We start from the raw sequence: 17104 nt of genomic DNA on the forward strand, positions 1-17104 counted from the left end.
TAGATTAGGTTGTGTGGGAGCAAGGCTTGCCCGCGATGGAAGCGGTGCGGTCTTGCAGAAGTAGAGTCGCCTGTTTCGCGAGCAAGCTTTGCTCCCTCACAGTTTTGCTCCCATGATCGTACTTTTCGAACGCCCACAAAAAAGGCCGTTTTCCATAAAAAACGGCCTGTCCGAAGTAGCTAAAGACCGGCCGATTTGCCTTAAGTTCCCACCAAAAAACAATAACTTAGAGAATTGTGCACAAGTCGTGTTACTCGTCGGATTTCTATTGTAACCAAACGAAGCCAGCCTCAGGATCGCGCCGTCATCCCTTTGAGGCTCCTCTATGAAGTTCTCCTCCATTCTCTTGTTGTCCCTTAGCCTGGCCAGTGGCATCGCTTCTGCCGGCGGTACTGCCGAAGCAGGTGTGGGCGGCGCATTGGGCGGGGTTTTGGGTTCGGTCGTCGGCCAGTCCCTGGGCGGCAACACCGGCTCCACTATCGGCGCGGCGCTGGGCGGCGCGGGCGGCAGTGCAGTCGGCGCAGACAAACACAGCCGCGGCGAAGCGGCGATCGGCGGCGCGTTGGGCGCAGCCGGCGGCAACGTGGTCGGTCGTAGCGTCGGCGGCACCACAGGCAGCCTGATCGGTGCGGCAGCAGGCGGCGGCGCTGGTGGCGCCCTGGGCAACTACATGGGCAAGGACGATGACGATGATCGTCACTACGACGGTCGCCGCGGTGATCGCCGCTACTACCGTGATGGCCACCCAGGTCGTGGCCATGCCTACGGGCATCGCAAACATCATCGCTACTACCGCGACTAACGGCTGACTGATAACCGCCGTTGAAGATCGCAGCCTCCGGCAGCTCCCAGAGCTGACAGGAGGCTGCGATTTTTTGTTTCAGACCACCAACAATTCCAAAGCCCCACGTAGCCGGTCCGGAATCGCCACCGGCCGATTCGATGCCCGGTCCACGAATACGTGAACAAAACGTCCCGCCGCGCAGGCCTCCTCCTCGCCGACCTTGAACACCGCCAGCTCGTACTGCACCGAACTGCTGCCCAACTTCCCGACCCGCAGGCCGATTTCAATCCGGTCAGGAAAAGCGATCGAGGCAAAGTAGTCACAGGCTGAACTCACTACGAACCCCACCACCTCTCCATCATGGATATCCAGGCCACCGACTTCGATCAGGTAGGTATTCACTGCGCTATCGAAAAAACTGTAATAGGTGACGTTATTGACGTGACCGTACACATCGTTGTCGTGCCAGCGCGTGGTAATGGTTTGCAAGTGTCGGTATTCGTTGCGTTGGGGCATCAGGTGTCCTTTACGGTTGTTCAATGATCTTGGCGTGGCCCGGCCTCAGGCTTGCGCGAAGCCCTTGCCTTGCGCTGCCAGATCGCCGATCAGGCGCGCGGGCTTCCACTGGTCGCCCTGCTTCGTTTCGAGCTCCAGCAGGCGTGCGTGGATATCTTCCAGCCCCTGCCCGTCGGCCCAGGCCATCGGCCCGCCTTTGTCCTCAGGAAAGCCGTAGCCGTTGAGGTAGACCAGGTCGATGTCATGGGCTGACTCGGCAATGCCTTCCTGCAGGATCTTCGCTCCCTCGTTGACCAGCGCCAGCAAGCATCGCTCGAGAATTTCCTCCGGGCCAATCTCGCGCCGCTGGAAACCCAGCGCTTCACTGACCCGTAGCACCAGCGCATCGACCTCGACATCATGCTCGGCCTGTCGACTGCCCGGCTCGTAGTGATAGTACCCATTGCCGCTTTTCTGGCCGAACCGTCCCAGCTCGCACAACCGGTTGTCCACCTGCACCTCGGGCGCATCCTGGCCCTTGCCCGCCAGCTCACGGGCGCGCCACTCCAGGTCGATGCCAACGACGTCGTACATACGGAACGGCCCCATGGCGAAGCCAAAGCCTTGCAACGCCGCATCCACCTGATAGGGGAATGCCCCCTCCAGTAGCATCTTGCGCGCTTCCAGCACATAAGGATGAAGCATTCGGTTGCCAATGAATCCATGGCAATTGCCTGATACAACGCTGACCTTGCCCATGCGCTTGCCCAGCACCAGCGCCGCGTCCAGCACCGCTTTGGAGGTTTGTGCACCGCGAACGATCTCCAGCAGCTTCATGATGTGCGCCGGGCTGAAGAAATGCAGGCCCAGGACCTGGGCCGGCCGGCGGGTGGCAGCGGCGATGGCATCGATGTCCAGCGCCGAGGTGTTGCTCGCCAGGATGGCCTCGGGCTTGAGCAGGCCGTCCAGCTCACGAAAGATTTTCTGTTTGAGTTCGAGGTTTTCGTAAACCGCTTCGATCACCAGGTCCACATTGCGGATCGCAGCGTAATCATCCGCCCGGGTGACACGGGCGATACGCGCGTCTGCCTCACCCTGATCGATACGGCCCTGGCGCACGCCATGGGCATAGGTCTCGGCCACGGCCACCAGTGCCTGCTCGAGCATCTGTGGATTGTTGTCGACCCATTGCACCGCCACGCCGGCATTGGCCAGGCACATCACGATGCCCCGGCCCATGGTGCCTGCACCGACCACCGCGGCACGCTGAATATCAAAAGGTGTCTGGCTCATGTTTGCTCTCTTGTTGGCGATCCAAAGACAGCCTTCACCTTAGTCAGCCACCGAATATTTTTGAAATTTATTCGTGTGATGCAGGGCATTCAGCGGATGGATGCAGCTCACAGGTGCGCCTGGGCCCACTGACGAACTTCAGCGTATGGATACGCCTCCAGTGCGGCATATCCGCGGATTTTCCGCGCCTTCAATCGGGTGAACAGCGGCATGCCGATCCCGCACAGGAAGCAGGTGAGGCGCTCGGCAGACGGTACGCTGCCGCTGTGCTGCTCATGTTTGTGGATAAAGTCGCTACACAGCGCCTCGAAGTTTTTATCCACAAGCGCCGGCAACGCCGGCGGCTCCGGCAGGCGAGCGACATGACCATGGCACACCGAGCAATGGCCGCACTCGCGTGGCGCATTGTCATCGCCGAAATACTGCGCCAGGCGATAACCCAGGCAACGGTCGGTGGCGAACAACTCGAGCATGGCGTGGATCCGCGCGATTTCACCTTGCTCGTGCCGGGTGAAATAGGCGTGTAGCTCGGAGCTCAAGACCTGCGTATCCAGGCCCCCTTCCAGCACGCTGTACACCTCGGTCATCTGTTTGCTTTCCAGCTCGATCCAGCCTTTTTCCTGGAAATAATCCAGCGCCTTGACCACGCGATTACGCTCAGCGTGATATTGCTGGTACATCCCGTCGAAATTCACCGTGGCCCAGGCCCGGGCGCGACTGGAGGTCTGGATGATGGCCGAGACGAAGTCCCTTCGCTCGCCTTCGAAGCGCGCCAGCAATTCTTGTGGCTCAGTCAGGAACTTGAAGCGGTACTCCGCGAAATAGGCATAGCGCGGCGCGATCAGCCGACGTAGCTCCAACTGGACCAGCAACGTCTTGAGTGGCAACTGCCGGATGTTGCTCTGGTCCGCCAGGGGGCCCAGCAAGAACTCCCATTGCCCATCGGGAGCGGCGGCCTGCAGCTCATCGAGCACGCAACGAATGCCTGCAAGCTCCGGCGTATCGCCATACACAAAGTTTTCCAGCACGTTGAGACTGTCGCGGTTGGCCAGCACCAGGCAATCGGAAGGCTGCCCGTCCCGCCCGGCGCGGCCGATCTCCTGGCTGTAGTTCTCGATGGACTTGGGCAGGTCGAAATGCACGACGTTGCGAATGTCACTCTTGTCGATGCCCATGCCAAAAGCGATGGTCGCGACGATGCAACTGGATTGCCCGCCCATGAACCGCCGCTGGATATCTTCGCGTTGTTCATGGGGCAAACCGGCGTGATAGGCCTCGGCCTCGATCCCGTGCCGGCCCAGGTGTTCGGCGATCTGCTCGGCGGTTCGCTGCAAGGTCACGTAGACGATGCTCGGCTGCCCGGCACGTTCGCCCAGCCACTGCACCAGCCGTGCGCGCTTGTCGGCTCCCAGCACGGGCTCGACCAGCAGATTGAGGTTCGAGCGGTAGAAACCGGTTGTCACCACATCCACGGCGGCGATGGCGAACTTCGCCTGCATGTCGGCGATGACCTTGGGTGTCGCGGTGGCCGTCAGCAGCAAGACCTGAGGAATATTGAACTCACGCTGGTAATCGGGAAGCTTGAGGTAGTCAGGTCGAAAGTTATGCCCCCATTCCGAAATACAGTGGGCCTCGTCCACCACCAGCAATGAGATCGGCACCTGCTGCAAGAAATTGCGAAAGCGCTCGTTCTTCAGGCGCTCCACGGAGATCATCAGGATCTTCAACTCGCCCGAACGGGCCCGCGCCATGGCATCGTTGGCTTCGTCACGCCCCTGGGCCGAATCGATACTCGCCGCCGCGATGCCGTGGCGCTTGAGGAACGCCAACTGGTCCTGCATCAGCGCCAGCAGTGGCGAGACCACCAGGGTCAGATGAGGCAATAGCAGGGCCGGCAATTGATAACACAAGGACTTGCCCGAGCCGGTGGGAAAAATGGCCGCTGCCGACCGACCGGCCAGCACGGCGCCGATGACCGCCTCCTGCCCGGGACGAAACTGTGGATAACCGAAAACCTGTTCCAGGGTGCTGTGCATGCGCGGTCGCTCCTTTGACTGCTGCGATGCCCAAAGCCTAGCGGGACAACGCGGTGAGTCGAGAAAAGGTCGGGGTCGAATCGATACGGGATGATACAGCCTGAATGGCCGTGACGCTGATCGACTCGGGAGTCAACGCACGCGCGGAGACGTTTGATAGCTGACAGTTTGAGCTTGGTGTTCAGTCATAAGACGTTAAATAAAGATCCAGTCCTTGAGGAAGAACCAATGATGCCAACCGCTCGATTTCAAGCACTTGCTTTGCTGAAAGCCTGAAGTCCGCACCAATATGATCATTACTACCTGCCCATTGCATCACGGGCTTCAAGTCCTCCACCGACAAGCTGATGCTCTGCTCAAATACCAGCTCATCCTTACCAGGATAAAAACCCAACACCCCAAAACTCATGGCTCTACCTTCCTTGTCTTATCCGCTTTTTTGGTCTGTTCGCCCGTGATGTGATTGAACTCACCCAAATGGTTTCCACGCGGGTTGTACTTTTCAAGGGCGCCATGCTGCCGGTCCCATTCATAAATATTGCCTTTCCGGTCGTGCCAACGTGGACGTAATCCTCCACCTCCTTGTACGGGAGTTTTTGACCGACCGCGAACAAGATCAGGAAAAGCAGGAATTACACCTTTCGGGGTCGGGTGATATTTGTGATCAGAAATGCTGAGCACGATATACAACGGCGAAACCCCAGAATCCGCCGGAAATACAAGAATGAAATCCTTGTACTCCGGCGGATAAATCGGGTTGACGATGATGCTGTCCGCCGCAGGCGTCGGTGGGAAAATCCAGATGTGCGGGGCCTGTGGCGCGGCCTCCAATGCCGGGATGCCCAGCGTGGCGGATGGATCGACCGCAGGCGTCCAGATCAATTCGACCCCATCGCCAAAGTCCGCCACTTGCTGATCGCCGCGAGCCTGTAACGTCACGACGGGAATCATTTCCCAGTCACGTCGCGTCTGGGTGTTGTAGCCGTATCCCTTGAGTGTTCCATCGACCTGGGTTTCGACATGCAACCGAACCCGGGTGCGAGCCTGCTCCAGGGAGCGCAGTTGCTCTTCGGTGTACAACGAGCCGTCACCCAGGTTCGTGGGCATCAGCAATCCGACCAGGCCGATCAGCACACCCGCCGCCACAGGAGCGCTGACCGCGGCAGCAGCACCAAGGGAGACCGGCATCGCCCTACCCAAGGCAAACGTGCCGAAGCTTGTCGGCAACGACCCACTGATACTCTTAAGCTGAATTCGCCCTGACTCGTCAGCTTGACGGCCACCCAACAAGGTAAATTGGCCGTACTCCCTCAGGGCTTCAGTCGGGATGTAGCCGCTCGGGTTGTGGTAGTCGATCACCGAATCAGGCAGCTTGCAGGACTTGGCAAATACACAGCCCTTCACGTCGGAAGTGATGCTTCTCGGACCTGGGCCAGACGCTCGTTCATGTACGCCGTCTGCCTGGCGAGCATGGCCTCATAGGCGTGTTGATCGGCATCTCTTCTTGCCAGTTCGCTGGGGGCCATATCCCGCAGGATCCTGTAGCCCCGATCACCACCGTAATGCTCCCAGACCTGCGGGACACTGGCCTTTCCTTTCGTCATGCTTCGTCCTTGCTCGATCGCCATTGCCCCCATTTAAAGGGCGTAGCGAACCTTACCGGGCGACTAAAGGTTTACTCAGCAGACGGTTCCGAGACTGCTGTGAGATCTTTCTTCTTTTCCAACGGGCAACGATTTCCCCCTAAACTTTCCCTTCAGACGGACGCACGCCAACCTCCCGGAACCTCGACATGTACCTCGCCCCAGACTTCCCCGACGATCACGCCATGCGCCAGCTCATGGAACTGCTCCACGAAGAGATCGGCCTGCCTGAACGCAAGACGATCCGCCTGGACACCGCGATCAATCTCGACCTGGGTTGTGATGGCGCGGATGCCCGGCATCTGATGGAGGCCTTGGAAGAACGGTTCGCCATCGAGCTCATCGACTACGACGCCTACCGCTATTTTCAGCCTGAAGGATTTGATGTGTTTCAAAAGCGCAGGGCCAAGGGCCGTGGGAACAAGACGCCACTGACCATCGGCATGCTCTACAAGGCGATCAAGGCGCAACGATGGGATACGCGGGAAGTGGAAGAGGCCTAGCTGATCGGGGCGCCTCAAATAGTCGCCCATAAAAAAACCGCCCATGAAGGGCGGCTTTTTTATTCGCTAACCAAGCCTTACAGCTGCGGACCCGCCGCCTTGATCGCGTCGCTCACGTCGAACTTCTTGAAGTTCTCGGTGAACAGACCGGCCAATGCCTTGGCCGCTTCGTCGTAGGCAGCTTTGTCGGCCCAGGTGTTGCGTGGGTTCAACAGGCCAGTCTCGACGCCTGGAACAGCCAGCGGCACGTCCAGGTTGATGATGTCCAGGTGTTCGGTTTCAGCACCGATCAGCGCGCCGCTCTGGATCGCTGCGATCACCGCACGGGTGGTCGGGATATTGAAACGCTTGCCGACGCCGTAGCCGCCGCCGGTCCAGCCGGTATTGACCAGGTAGACCTTGGAGCCGAAACCGCGGATGCGCTTGATCAGCAGCTCAGCGTATTCACCAGCCGGACGCGGGAAGAACGGGGCACCGAAGCAGGTGGAGAAGGTCGACTTGATGCCGCTGCCGGAACCCATTTCAGTCGAGCCCACCAGTGCGGTGTAGCCGGACAGGAAGTGGTAGGCGGCTTGTTCTTCGCTGAGGATCGACACAGGCGGCAGTACACCGGTCAGGTCGCAGGTCAGGAAGATCACGGCGTTTGGCTCGCCACCGAGGTTTTTCGGTGCGCGTTTTTCGATCAGCTCACGCGGGTAAGCGGCGCGGCTGTTCTGGGTCAGGCTGTCGTCGGCGTAGTCGGCTTTCTTGGTGACCGGGTCCAGGACGACGTTTTCCAGTACGGCGCCGTGCTGGATGGCTTTCCAGATAACTGGCTCGTTCTTCTCGGACAGGTCGATGCACTTGGCGTAGCAGCCGCCTTCGATGTTGAAGACCACACCCACGCCCCAGCCGTGCTCGTCGTCACCGATCAGATAACGGCTCTCGTCAGCGGACAGGGTGGTCTTGCCAGTGCCCGACAGACCGAAGAACAGGGTCACATCGCCCTCTTCGCCCATGTTCGCGGCACAGTGCATCGGCAGCACGTCAACGGCCGGCAGCAGGAAGTTCTGCACGGAGAACAGGGCTTTCTTCATTTCACCGGCGTAGCGCATACCGGCGATCAGCACTTTCTTGGCCGCGAAGTTGATGATCACGGTGCCGTCGGAGTTGGTGCCGTCGCGCTCAGGCTCGCAGACGAAGTTCGGCGCGTTGATGATCTGCCATTCATCCTTGCCGCCGGCGTTGTATTGCTCGGGGTTGATGAACAGGCAACGGCCAAACAGGTTGTGCCACGCGGTCTCGGTGGTCATCTTGACTGGCAGGTAGTGCGCAGGATCGGAGCCTACATGCACGTGGGATACGAAACGCTCGCGCTCGCCCAGGTAAGCTTCGACGCGGTTCCACAGGGCATCGAACTTGTCGGCCGGGAACTTGCGGTTGATCGGGCCCCAGGCGATGGCGTCCTGGGTGGTTGGCTCTTCCACGATGAAACGGTCGACTGGCGAGCGACCGGTACGATGACCGGTACGAACAACCAGCGCGCCAGTATCGGCAAGCTCGCCTTCACCGCGATTCAGGGCTTCTTTGACCAGATCATCGACACTCAGATCGGTGTACACGGCGTTATTGGCTTGCGTCATGAGATTCCCCGTCGGCCCGTGGCCGAGTGCTCCAAACGTTTTGTAGTAGGAAGTCGCGCACTACTACCCGAAAAAAGTGGGCCGGATTATGCCAGAAAACCCCAAAAAGAGTAGGGCCCTCCCGTCAGTACGGCGTAAATCCGGCGTTTGCCAGGAGATTTACCTGCGCTGAATCGTTTTAGTGACGAGTATCTGACGGTGTGTCGACACCCGCACCGGCGAACAATTGCGCGATGTCCGCCGCGTCGAACAGGTAGCGCTCGTTGCAAAACTGGCAATCGATCTCGATGGCACCGCCATGCTCGATCACCAGTTGCTGCGCATCTTCCAGACCCAGACTGACCAGCGCATTGGCGGAACGTTCACGAGAGCAACTGCATTGGAAGCGCAACGGCTGTCCATCGAACAAGCGTACCTGCTCCTCGTGATAGAGGCGATGCAGCACGGTTTCGTTGTCCAGGCTCAACAGCTCATCGGCGCTCAAGGTGCTGGCCAGAGCGTTGATGTGCTGCCAACTGGCATCACGTTCTTCCGCGTCGCGAAGGCGATCGGCAGGCAGTTGTTGCAGCAGCAAACCGCGGGCACGCCGCCCGTCGGCGTAGAGCCAGAAGCGGGTATTGGTCTGCTGGGACATGACGAAGTAGTTGGTGAAGCAATCGGCCAGGGTTGCCCCGTCCAGATCGACAATTCCCTGGTAACGCTGGCCTTGGGTCGGATCGACCGTGAGGGCCAGCACGCCATTGGGCATCATATCGGCCAGCGTTGCGTCAGGCCCGATCTGCTCGGCGTCATAACGGGCCAGGCCACGGATTTCGCGCTCACTGGAGCACTCGATCATCAGCAACGGTACCGGACCATCGGAACGCGCCTGGAGAATCAGCAAGCCATCGAACTTCAAGGTGCCCACCAACAACGCCGCAGCCGCCATCAGCTCGCCGAGCAGTTGTGCGACCGGCTCCGGATAGGCGTGCTTGGCGAGGACTTCGGCGTAGCTACGCTCCAACGCCACCAGTTCGCCACGGGCGTCGCTGTCATCGAAGATGAAACGTTGGGTGTAGTCGGTATCCGGTAAATCAGTCATAGGGTCTGGTATCTGAGGTGATGACAAATGATGGCGGGCATTTTATGGGCATTCAGGGTGGGTTCCAAGCAAGGCTTGGGTTTGCCTGGCCGGAAGGTGCTGACACCTCATCTGAATGTGTAGGCTGACACATTGTGGCGAGGGAGCTTGCTCCCTCGTCACGGGTACTCTGACTTCAAATGGCCAGTACTTTATTCGCTATTGCTGCCATGAAACTTGAACAGGTCCCGGCGTTGCTTCTTGCTCGGCTTGCCGTCGGTGCTGACCCCCAGGGCGCCGGCCTTGCGTTGCGCGGCGGCGGTTTCACGCTTGGCGACGCTGGCTTCGGTTTCGCGATACAGCGCCTGGGCTTCAGGGGCGCCGCGACGTACGATCGACAAGGCTTCGACCACCACAGTCTTTTCATCGAAGCCGGTGCGGATGACAAATTCATCGCCAACGCGTGGCTCTTTTCCCGGCTTGCAACGTTCTCCGCGGTGATGAACCTTGCCGCTTTCGATGGCGGTCTTGGCCAGCGCCCGCGTCTTGTAGAATCGCGCCGCCCACAACCATTTATCGAGACGGACCTTGTCGTCCTCTTCCTTTTTTGTGCCACTGCCATTCCTCTTTTCTGCCAATAGCCGGAACTGTACTACCGTTTTTGTCGGGCGCACGAATCCGGCCCGACGGATAGAATGCCCGCCAGATCGCCTCCACATGCATGGCTTGGCTCGAAATCGGTTACAAGCACAAACAAGCGCGTAGATAACTGTCGCCATTTTGTGATTATTCTGCGTGAATACCGCGATTCGCGGAGTCCACGATCCGATGTACTGATCGCAGGTTTTTTTATTGAAGACTTTTGACCATTTGACCGTTGTCGGTCTGCGCGAGTGGGTGGCGCTCCCGGATCTGGGAGTCGTGGGCCTGCGGGCAAAAATCGACACCGGCGCCAGCACCTCCAGCCTGCATGCCACCGACATCGAGCCATTCGAGCGCGATGGCGAAAAGTGGGTGCGCTTCACTGCGCACCTCGGTACGGTCGTGCAATTGCGCCACCGCCGCTGCGAAGCCCCGCTGGTGGCCCGCAAGACAATAAAAAGCTCCAACGGCCACGCTCAGGTCCGCTACGTGATCAGCACCACGTTGGCACTGGGTGATCGGATCTGGCGGGTCGAGTTCACACTTGCTTGCCGCAAGTCCATGCGATACCGCCTGTTACTGGGTTCCAAAGCCTTGATCGACGGCCAACTGGTGGTCAATCCGGGTATCAAATACGTTCAAGACAAGCCGGCATTCCCGGTGTCCACTACCTCTGCCACAGGTGTTGCATGAAGATCGCTGTGCTGTCGCGTAATCCGCGTCTGTATTCCACTCGTCGTCTGGTTGAAGCCGGGACCGAACGAGGCCATGAAATGGTGGTGATCGATACCCTGCGCGCCTACATGAACATCGCCAGCCACAAGCCGCAGATCCATTACCGTGGCAAGCCGCTGGAAGGGTTCGATGCGGTGATCCCGCGCATCGGCGCATCGGTGACGTTCTATGGCTGCGCCGTGTTGCGTCAGTTCGAAATGATGGGGGTGTTTCCCCTCAACGAGTCGGTGGCCATCGCCCGCTCCCGGGACAAGCTGCGCTCGCTGCAGTTGTTGTCACGGCGCGGGATCGGCCTGCCGGTAACCGGTTTTGCCCACTCCCCCGACGACATTCCCGACCTGATTGCGATGGTCAACGGCGCACCGCTGGTGATCAAGGTGCTGGAAGGCACCCAGGGCATCGGCGTGGTCTTGTGTGAAACCGCGACGGCGGCGGAATCGGTGATCGAGGCGTTCATGGGCCTTAAGCAGAACATCATGGTCCAGGAGTACATCAAGGAAGCCGGTGGCGCGGACATTCGCTGCTTCGTCGTCGGCGACAAGGTGATTGCCTCGATGAAACGCCAGGCCAAGCCCGGAGAGTTCCGCTCCAACCTGCACCGCGGCGGCAGTGCCAGCCTGATCAAGATCACCCCGGAAGAACGCATGACCGCCCTGCGGGCCGCGAAAGTCATGGGCCTGGCCGTGGCGGGCGTGGACATCCTGCGCTCCAACCACGGACCGCTGGTGATGGAAGTCAACTCCTCGCCAGGCCTGGAAGGGATCGAAACCACCACGAGCAAGAACGTGGCCGGGATCATCATCGAGCATTTGGAAAAGAATGGCGGGCCGAACATGACCCGGACCAAGGGCAAGGGCTGACGCAGAACAACAAATGTGGGGGCGAGCTTGCTCGCGATAGCGGTGTGTCTGTCAGCATCGATGTGACTGGTATATCGCCATCGCGAGCAAGCTCGCTCCCACAGGTCCTTCCACAGGTATCAGCCAAACGAAGACCGCTACACCGCATCCCGAGGCAGCATCAAGCCCAATGGCAAGCGCACCCGAGCTTCCAGCCCGCCACCGACACGATTTCGCAGTTCGACGTTGCCGCCGTGCATCGAAGCGATGCGCTTGACGATAGCCAGGCCCAGCCCCGTGCCCTTCCCGCCCCGGGCGCGGTCGCCGCGAGTGAAGGGGTTGAAAATGGCTTCCAGCTCAGAAGGATCGATGCCGGCGCCACGGTCCATGACGCTCAGCACCACGTAAGGCGCGCTGGTGTCACCGGAGACATAAGCCGCGACTTCAACGCCGGTGCCAGCATGGTTCAGCGCATTGCCGATCAGGTTGTTCAGCAAACGCTTCATCGACACCCGGCGCAACGGGAACGGCTGGATCGGCTCCAGGCGCAGGTGCACTTTCTCATCGTTCTGGTTATAGGGCGCGGCCACCTCCCGCACCAATTCACTTAGGTCCACCTCTTCCACAGACTCGTCACGACCGTCGCGAATGAACGCCAGGAACTGGTCGAGAATCGCGTCCATGTCCTCGATGTCGCGGACCATCTCGTCGGTCAGGTCGGTGTGCTCGCCCATCAACTCCAGCGACAACCGCAGCCGGGTCAGCGGCGTGCGCAGGTCATGGGAGACACCAGCGAGCATCAACTCACGCTCGCGCCCGGCCTGTTCGACATCCTCGGCCATCTGATTGAAGGCACGGTAGACCTCGGTCATCTCGCTGGGTGTATCGCTGATGGGCAGCCGCACGCTGCGCCCCTGGCCCAATTGACGGGCAGCGTAGACCAGACGCTTCAAAGGTTGGTTGAGCTGGCTGACGAAGATCCACGCCGACGCCGTCGACAGCAGGCCGATGGCCAGGAACCAGCCGAGCACGTTCCAGATTTTCTGGCCGCGCAGCGGATGCGGGTACAACGGCACTTTCAGCCAGCCATCCCCCAGGCTCGGGGCTCGCACCCACAGCGCCGGCGGCGAGTGCATGCGCAATCGCACCTCGGTATCGGCACCCAGTTCGGCCTGCATCTGGCGTTGATAGATCTCACTGTAGGGCCAGTGCTGCTCGCCCTCCGGCACGCCGGCACCGACAACGCGGATCAGCGTCGCCGCCTCGGCAATTTTCGCCCGGTTGGTTTCGTCCGCCGCCCAGTAAGCCCGCAGGGTCAAGGCAACACCGTGACTGTACTGCCGGTCCACGAGAACGTCTTCGTTCATCAGCAGGTACACAAGCGTCAGTGCCTTGGAGAAGAGCACGACGATCAGCACCAGCCAGAGGGTGCGGGAGAAGAAACTCTGGGGGAACCAAACGGGGGTTTTCATGAATAACCGCTACACACTTGCAGGAGCGAGCGATGCTCGCACAATGACAGACCGCGAGTCGCCTGGAAGAAGACCTTTCAACCGGCCAGGCCACCCGCTCCTACAAATCGCCGATCACTTGCTGGCGGCGCCATCCGGTACGAACACGTACCCCACGCCCCAGACGGTCTGGATATACCGCGGCTTGGAAGGATCGGGTTCGATCATCCGGCGCAGACGGGAAATCTGCACGTCGATGGAGCGCTCCAGCGCATCCCATTCACGACCACGGGCCAGGTTCATCAGTTTGTCCCGGGTCAGCGGCTGGCGGGCGTTCATCACCAAGGCCTTGAGCACGGCGAACTCGCCGGTGGTGAGCATGTGGACCTCATCGCCGCGCTTGAGCTCGCGAGTGGCCAGGGACAGCTCATAGTCGCCGAAGGTCACGCTTTCATCTTCGCTGCCCGGCGCGCCAGGTACCGGTGCCGACTGACGACGCAGCACCGCCTTGACGCGGGCCATCAGCTCGTCGGGGTTGAACGGTTTGGCCAGGTAATCGTCGGCGCCCAGTTCCAGGCCCTTGATACGGCTCAACTCGTCGCCCTTGGCGGTGAGCATGATGATCGGGATCTGGTTGTTGGCGCCGCGCAGGCGGCGGCAAGCTGTCAGGCCGTCTTCACCAGGCAGCATCAGGTCGAGCACCACCAGGTTGAAAACTTCACGGGCCAGCAGTCGATCCATTTGCTCGGTGTTCGGTACGGTGCGGGCGCGGTAGCCCTTGCTGACGAAAAAGCGTTCCAGCAAGCTGCTCAGCCCCGGATCGTCGTCAACAATAAGAATTTTTTCGCCTTCAGCAGTTTGTGCAGTGCTGCTCATAGGAAGCTCCTTTGATCTCGGCGCGCATTATGGCCTAGCTGCCGTTATACGCACCGTGTGCATTGTTAGCAGATTTTTCCTCCATCACCACAAATCCGGGTATCAAGCCTACAGACCATGTCCCCCCCTCAGGACGGAACGCTGGTTATAATGCGCGGCCTTTTGTGCCAGGGAATGCCGGATCGTGACCCGGCGTGCCATTTTTTTCCCCTTGGCCAGGCAGCACTTTTTGAATTTCGCGGGTCAACAGGCAGCCTTTTGACCCAGGCAGCGGCGCATGCCAGGCCGCTCAACCAGTCTCGCCGAGCCCTGCTTCTGCGGCGGCGAGCCTGATTTCACAATTTGTCAGGTGGTTTTATGGACAGCATCAACAGCCGCATCGCCGAGGAACTCGGTGTACGCCCACAACAGGTCGAAGCGGCCGTCGCGCTACTCGATGAAGGCTCCACGGTGCCTTTCATCGCCCGTTACCGGAAAGAAGTGACCGGCAGCCTCGATGACACCCAATTGCGGCATCTGGAAGAACGCCTGCGCTACCTGCGAGAACTCGACGAACGGCGCATCAGCATCCTGGCCAGCATCCAGGAGCAGGGCAAGCTGACCCCGCAACTTGAGCGCGACATCAAGCTGGCCGACACCAAGACCCGCCTCGAAGACTTGTACCTGCCCTACAAGCAAAAGCGCCGCACCAAGGGCCAGATCGCCCTGGAAGCCGGCCTCGGCGAGCTGGCCGACGGCCTGTTCAACGATCCGACCCTGGCCCCGGAAGCCGAAGCCGCGCGCTTCGTCGATGCCGAAAAAGGCGTGGCGGATGTAAAAGCGGCGCTGGAAGGCGCCAAGTACATCCTCATGGAGCGTTTCGCCGAAGACGCCAACCTGCTGGAAAAACTGCGTAGCTATCTCAAGCAGGAAGCTACCCTCAGCGCCCGGGTGATCGCCGGCAAGGAAGAGGAAGGCGCGAAGTTCCGCGACTACTTCGAACACGACGAACCGCTCAAGAGCATGCCGTCCCACCGCGCCCTGGCGATTTTCCGTGGTCGCAACGAAGGCATCCTCAGCTCCGCACTGAAAGTCGGTGAAGAATTGCCCGGCACCATGCACCCATGCGAAGGCATGATCGGCCAGCAGTTCGGCATCCAGAACCAGAATCGCGCCGCCGACAAATGGCTGGCCGAGGTGGTGCGCTGGACCTGGAAGGTCAAGCTCTACACCCACCTGGAAACCGACCTGCTGGGCGAGTTGCGCGATAACGCCGAGACCGAGGCGATCAACGTATTCGCCCACAACCTGCATGACCTGCTGCTGGCCGCACCGGCCGGCCCACGCGCCACCCTGGGCCTGGACCCGGGCCTGCGCACCGGTTGCAAGGTGGCCGTGGTGGATTCCACCGGCAAGCTGCTGGACCACGCCACGGTCTACCCGCACGTGCCGCACAACAAGTGGGACCAGACCCTCGCCGTGCTCGCCGCCCTGTGCGCCAAGCATTCGGTGGACCTGATCGCCATCGGCAACGGCACCGCCAGCCGCGAGACCGACAAGCTGGCTGCCGAGTTGATCAAGAAATACCCAGCCATGAAGATGACCAAGGTCATGGTTTCCGAGGCAGGTGCTTCGGTTTACTCGGCGTCGGAACTGGCCTCCAAGGAATTCCCGGACCTGGACGTGTCGATCCGAGGCGCGGTGTCCATCGCCCGTCGCCTGCAGGATCCACTGGCGGAACTGGTGAAGATCGACCCGAAATCCATCGGTGTCGGCCAGTACCAGCACGATGTTTCCCAGTTGAAACTGGCGCGCGGCCTGGACGCGGTGGTGGAGGATTGCGTGAACGCCGTGGGCGTTGACGTGAACACCGCTTCGGTGGCGCTGTTGGCACGTATCTCCGGCCTGAACGCCACCCTGGCGCAGAACATCGTCACCCACCGTGACGAACACGGCGCGTTCAAGACCCGCGCCGCGTTGAAGAAAGTCCCGCGCCTGGGTGAAAAGACCTTCGAACAGGCCGCCGGCTTCCTGCGGGTGATGAACGGCGATAACCCGCTGGACTCCTCCGCCGTCCACCCTGAAGCCTACCCGCTGGTGCAACGCATCGCCGCCCAGACCGACCGCGACATCCGTTCGCTGATCGGTGACGCCGGGTTCCTCAAGCGCCTGGATCCGAAGAAATTCACCGACGAAACCTTCGGCCTGCCCACCGTCACCGACATCCTCCAGGAACTGGAGAAACCGGGCCGCGACCCGCGCCCCGAGTTCAAGACCGCCGAGTTCCAGGACGGCGTCGAAGACCTAAAGGACCTGCAGCCGGGCATGATCCTCGAAGGCGTGGTGACCAACGTCACCAACTTCGGTGCCTTCGTCGACATCGGCGTGCACCAGGACGGTCTGGTGCATATCTCGGCCTTGTCCGAGAAGTTCATCAAGGACCCGCGCGAAGCGGTGAAAGCCGGTGATGTGGTGAAAGTGAAGGTCATGGAAGTCGACATCCCGCGCAAACGCGTCGGCCTGTCGATGCGCATGAGCGACACACCGGGCGAGAAAGTCGACGGTGCCCGTGGTGCGCGTCCCGGCTCGACGCCACGCCAGTCGCAAAACACCGCGCCACGCAAGGAAACCGCCACCGCGGCCCCGGCGAACAACGCCATGGCCTCGTTGTTCGCCAACGCCAAGCAGTTGAAGAAACGCTGATGGACGTGCCAGCCGAGTTGGTGGAGAGCGCGTTTTTCAAGCTGCTCGGCTGCCGTCTGCACAGCCTTGGGGACGGGGTGGCGCAAGTCGCCCTGAGCCTTGAGCCGCCGCTGCGCAATCGCGGCGGCAAGCTGCACGGCGGCGCGCTGTTCAGCCTGGTGGACATCGCCATGGGACTGGCCTGCTCCAGTGTCCATGGCTTTGACCAGCAGAGCGCGACCATCGAATGCAAGATCAACTACATTCGCGCAGTGTCCGACGGCGACGTGTTGTGCACCGCTCGGGTCATCCACCCCGGTCGGCGCACGCTGGTGGTCGAGGCCGAGGTGATGCAAGGCGACAAACTGGTCGCAAAAGCGCAAGGCACGTTCGCTGTCCTATAGCTCCCTGTCATCGATTTGAGTTAATTTCGACGCCATGAATGCCGCGCCGAAACCCCTTGT

Annotated in this window: 15 protein-coding genes and 1 pseudogene; 6 read left to right on the forward strand and 10 right to left on the reverse strand. The window is 60.5% G+C overall.

Annotation, left to right across the window (positions count from 1 at the left end):
• The first annotated feature begins 325 nt into the window (after positions 1-325).
• Entirely contained in the window at positions 326-802 is a 477-nt protein-coding gene (locus AB4O22_RS25180) for a glycine zipper domain-containing protein (protein ID WP_223471137.1), read from the forward strand.
• Between the two features lie 78 nt (positions 803-880).
• On the opposite strand, the gene AB4O22_RS25185 is transcribed toward AB4O22_RS25180, so the two are convergent.
• From AB4O22_RS25185 to AB4O22_RS25205, 5 genes and pseudogenes are all read right to left on the reverse strand, one after another.
• A complete protein-coding gene (locus AB4O22_RS25185; RefSeq protein ID WP_003196715.1) occupies positions 881-1300 on the reverse strand; it encodes an acyl-CoA thioesterase in 420 nt (139 codons plus the stop codon).
• Between the two features lie 45 nt (positions 1301-1345).
• Positions 1346-2572 carry a 3-hydroxyacyl-CoA dehydrogenase gene (locus AB4O22_RS25190; protein WP_460097398.1) on the reverse strand — a complete coding sequence of 409 codons (1227 nt, stop codon included), beginning with the start codon at positions 2570-2572 and terminating at the stop codon, positions 1346-1348.
• Positions 2573-2679: 107 nt separating this feature from the next.
• Positions 2680-4608 (reverse strand): RecQ family ATP-dependent DNA helicase, encoded by a 1929-nt coding sequence (locus tag AB4O22_RS25195; protein WP_460097399.1) that lies wholly within the window; start codon positions 4606-4608, stop codon positions 2680-2682.
• A 181-nt stretch (positions 4609-4789) separates the two neighbouring features.
• Positions 4790-5017: a hypothetical protein gene (locus AB4O22_RS25200; RefSeq protein WP_003196709.1), complete on the reverse strand. Its 228-nt coding sequence runs from the start codon at positions 5015-5017 to the stop codon at positions 4790-4792.
• Positions 5014-6212: pseudogene (locus tag AB4O22_RS25205) on the reverse strand (colicin E3/pyocin S6 family cytotoxin). The gene AB4O22_RS25200 and the pseudogene AB4O22_RS25205 overlap by 4 nt, the downstream one beginning before the upstream one ends.
• Before the next feature lie 188 nt (positions 6213-6400).
• Between AB4O22_RS25205 and AB4O22_RS25210 the strand changes: the two are divergent.
• Positions 6401-6754, forward strand: a complete 354-nt coding sequence (locus AB4O22_RS25210; RefSeq protein ID WP_003196705.1) for a DUF1493 family protein — start codon at positions 6401-6403, stop codon at positions 6752-6754.
• A gap of 77 nt (positions 6755-6831) precedes the next feature.
• Here the strand turns inward: AB4O22_RS25210 and AB4O22_RS25215 are convergent, their stop codons facing one another.
• The 3 genes from AB4O22_RS25215 to AB4O22_RS25225 form a co-directional block, all read right to left on the reverse strand.
• Positions 6832-8376 (reverse strand): phosphoenolpyruvate carboxykinase, encoded by a 1545-nt coding sequence (locus tag AB4O22_RS25215; RefSeq protein WP_027911793.1) that lies wholly within the window; start codon positions 8374-8376, stop codon positions 6832-6834.
• A gap of 178 nt (positions 8377-8554) precedes the next feature.
• Entirely contained in the window at positions 8555-9457 is a 903-nt protein-coding gene (gene hslO / locus AB4O22_RS25220) for an Hsp33 family molecular chaperone HslO (protein ID WP_223471141.1), read from the reverse strand.
• Positions 9458-9648: 191 nt separating this feature from the next.
• Complete coding sequence (locus AB4O22_RS25225; RefSeq protein WP_460106037.1) at positions 9649-10074, reverse strand: RNA-binding S4 domain-containing protein; 426 nt, start codon at positions 10072-10074, stop codon at positions 9649-9651.
• 214 nt (positions 10075-10288) lie between these two features.
• Here AB4O22_RS25225 and rimB point away from each other — a divergent pair, with 214 nt between their 5' ends.
• Both rimB and rimK read left to right on the forward strand, forming a co-directional pair.
• Positions 10289-10771, forward strand: a complete 483-nt coding sequence (rimB, locus tag AB4O22_RS25230) for a retropepsin-like aspartic endopeptidase RimB (protein ID WP_003196699.1) — start codon at positions 10289-10291, stop codon at positions 10769-10771.
• Positions 10768-11673 (forward strand): 30S ribosomal protein S6--L-glutamate ligase, encoded by a 906-nt coding sequence (rimK, locus tag AB4O22_RS25235; protein WP_003196697.1) that lies wholly within the window; start codon positions 10768-10770, stop codon positions 11671-11673. Before rimB ends, rimK begins: the two co-directional genes overlap by 4 nt.
• Before the next feature lie 137 nt (positions 11674-11810).
• On the opposite strand, the gene AB4O22_RS25240 is transcribed toward rimK, so the two are convergent.
• Both AB4O22_RS25240 and ompR read right to left on the reverse strand, forming a co-directional pair.
• Complete coding sequence (locus AB4O22_RS25240; RefSeq protein ID WP_003196694.1) at positions 11811-13124, reverse strand: ATP-binding protein; 1314 nt, start codon at positions 13122-13124, stop codon at positions 11811-11813.
• A 114-nt stretch (positions 13125-13238) separates the two neighbouring features.
• Positions 13239-13979, reverse strand: coding sequence for an osmolarity response regulator transcription factor OmpR (gene ompR / locus AB4O22_RS25245; protein WP_003196691.1), 741 nt, complete (start codon positions 13977-13979; stop codon positions 13239-13241).
• Positions 13980-14336: 357 nt separating this feature from the next.
• On the opposite strand from ompR, the gene AB4O22_RS25250 reads away from it, so the two are divergent.
• Both AB4O22_RS25250 and AB4O22_RS25255 read left to right on the forward strand, forming a co-directional pair.
• Entirely contained in the window at positions 14337-16661 is a 2325-nt protein-coding gene (locus AB4O22_RS25250) for a Tex family protein (protein WP_003196689.1), read from the forward strand.
• On the forward strand, positions 16661-17044 hold the full coding sequence (locus AB4O22_RS25255; protein WP_003196688.1) for a PaaI family thioesterase: 384 nt from the start codon (positions 16661-16663) through the stop codon (positions 17042-17044). The genes AB4O22_RS25250 and AB4O22_RS25255 overlap by 1 nt, the downstream gene beginning before the upstream one ends.
• Positions 17045-17104 lie beyond the last annotated feature (60 nt).

It is taken from the genome of Pseudomonas sp. S3_B11 (genome assembly GCF_054667715.1).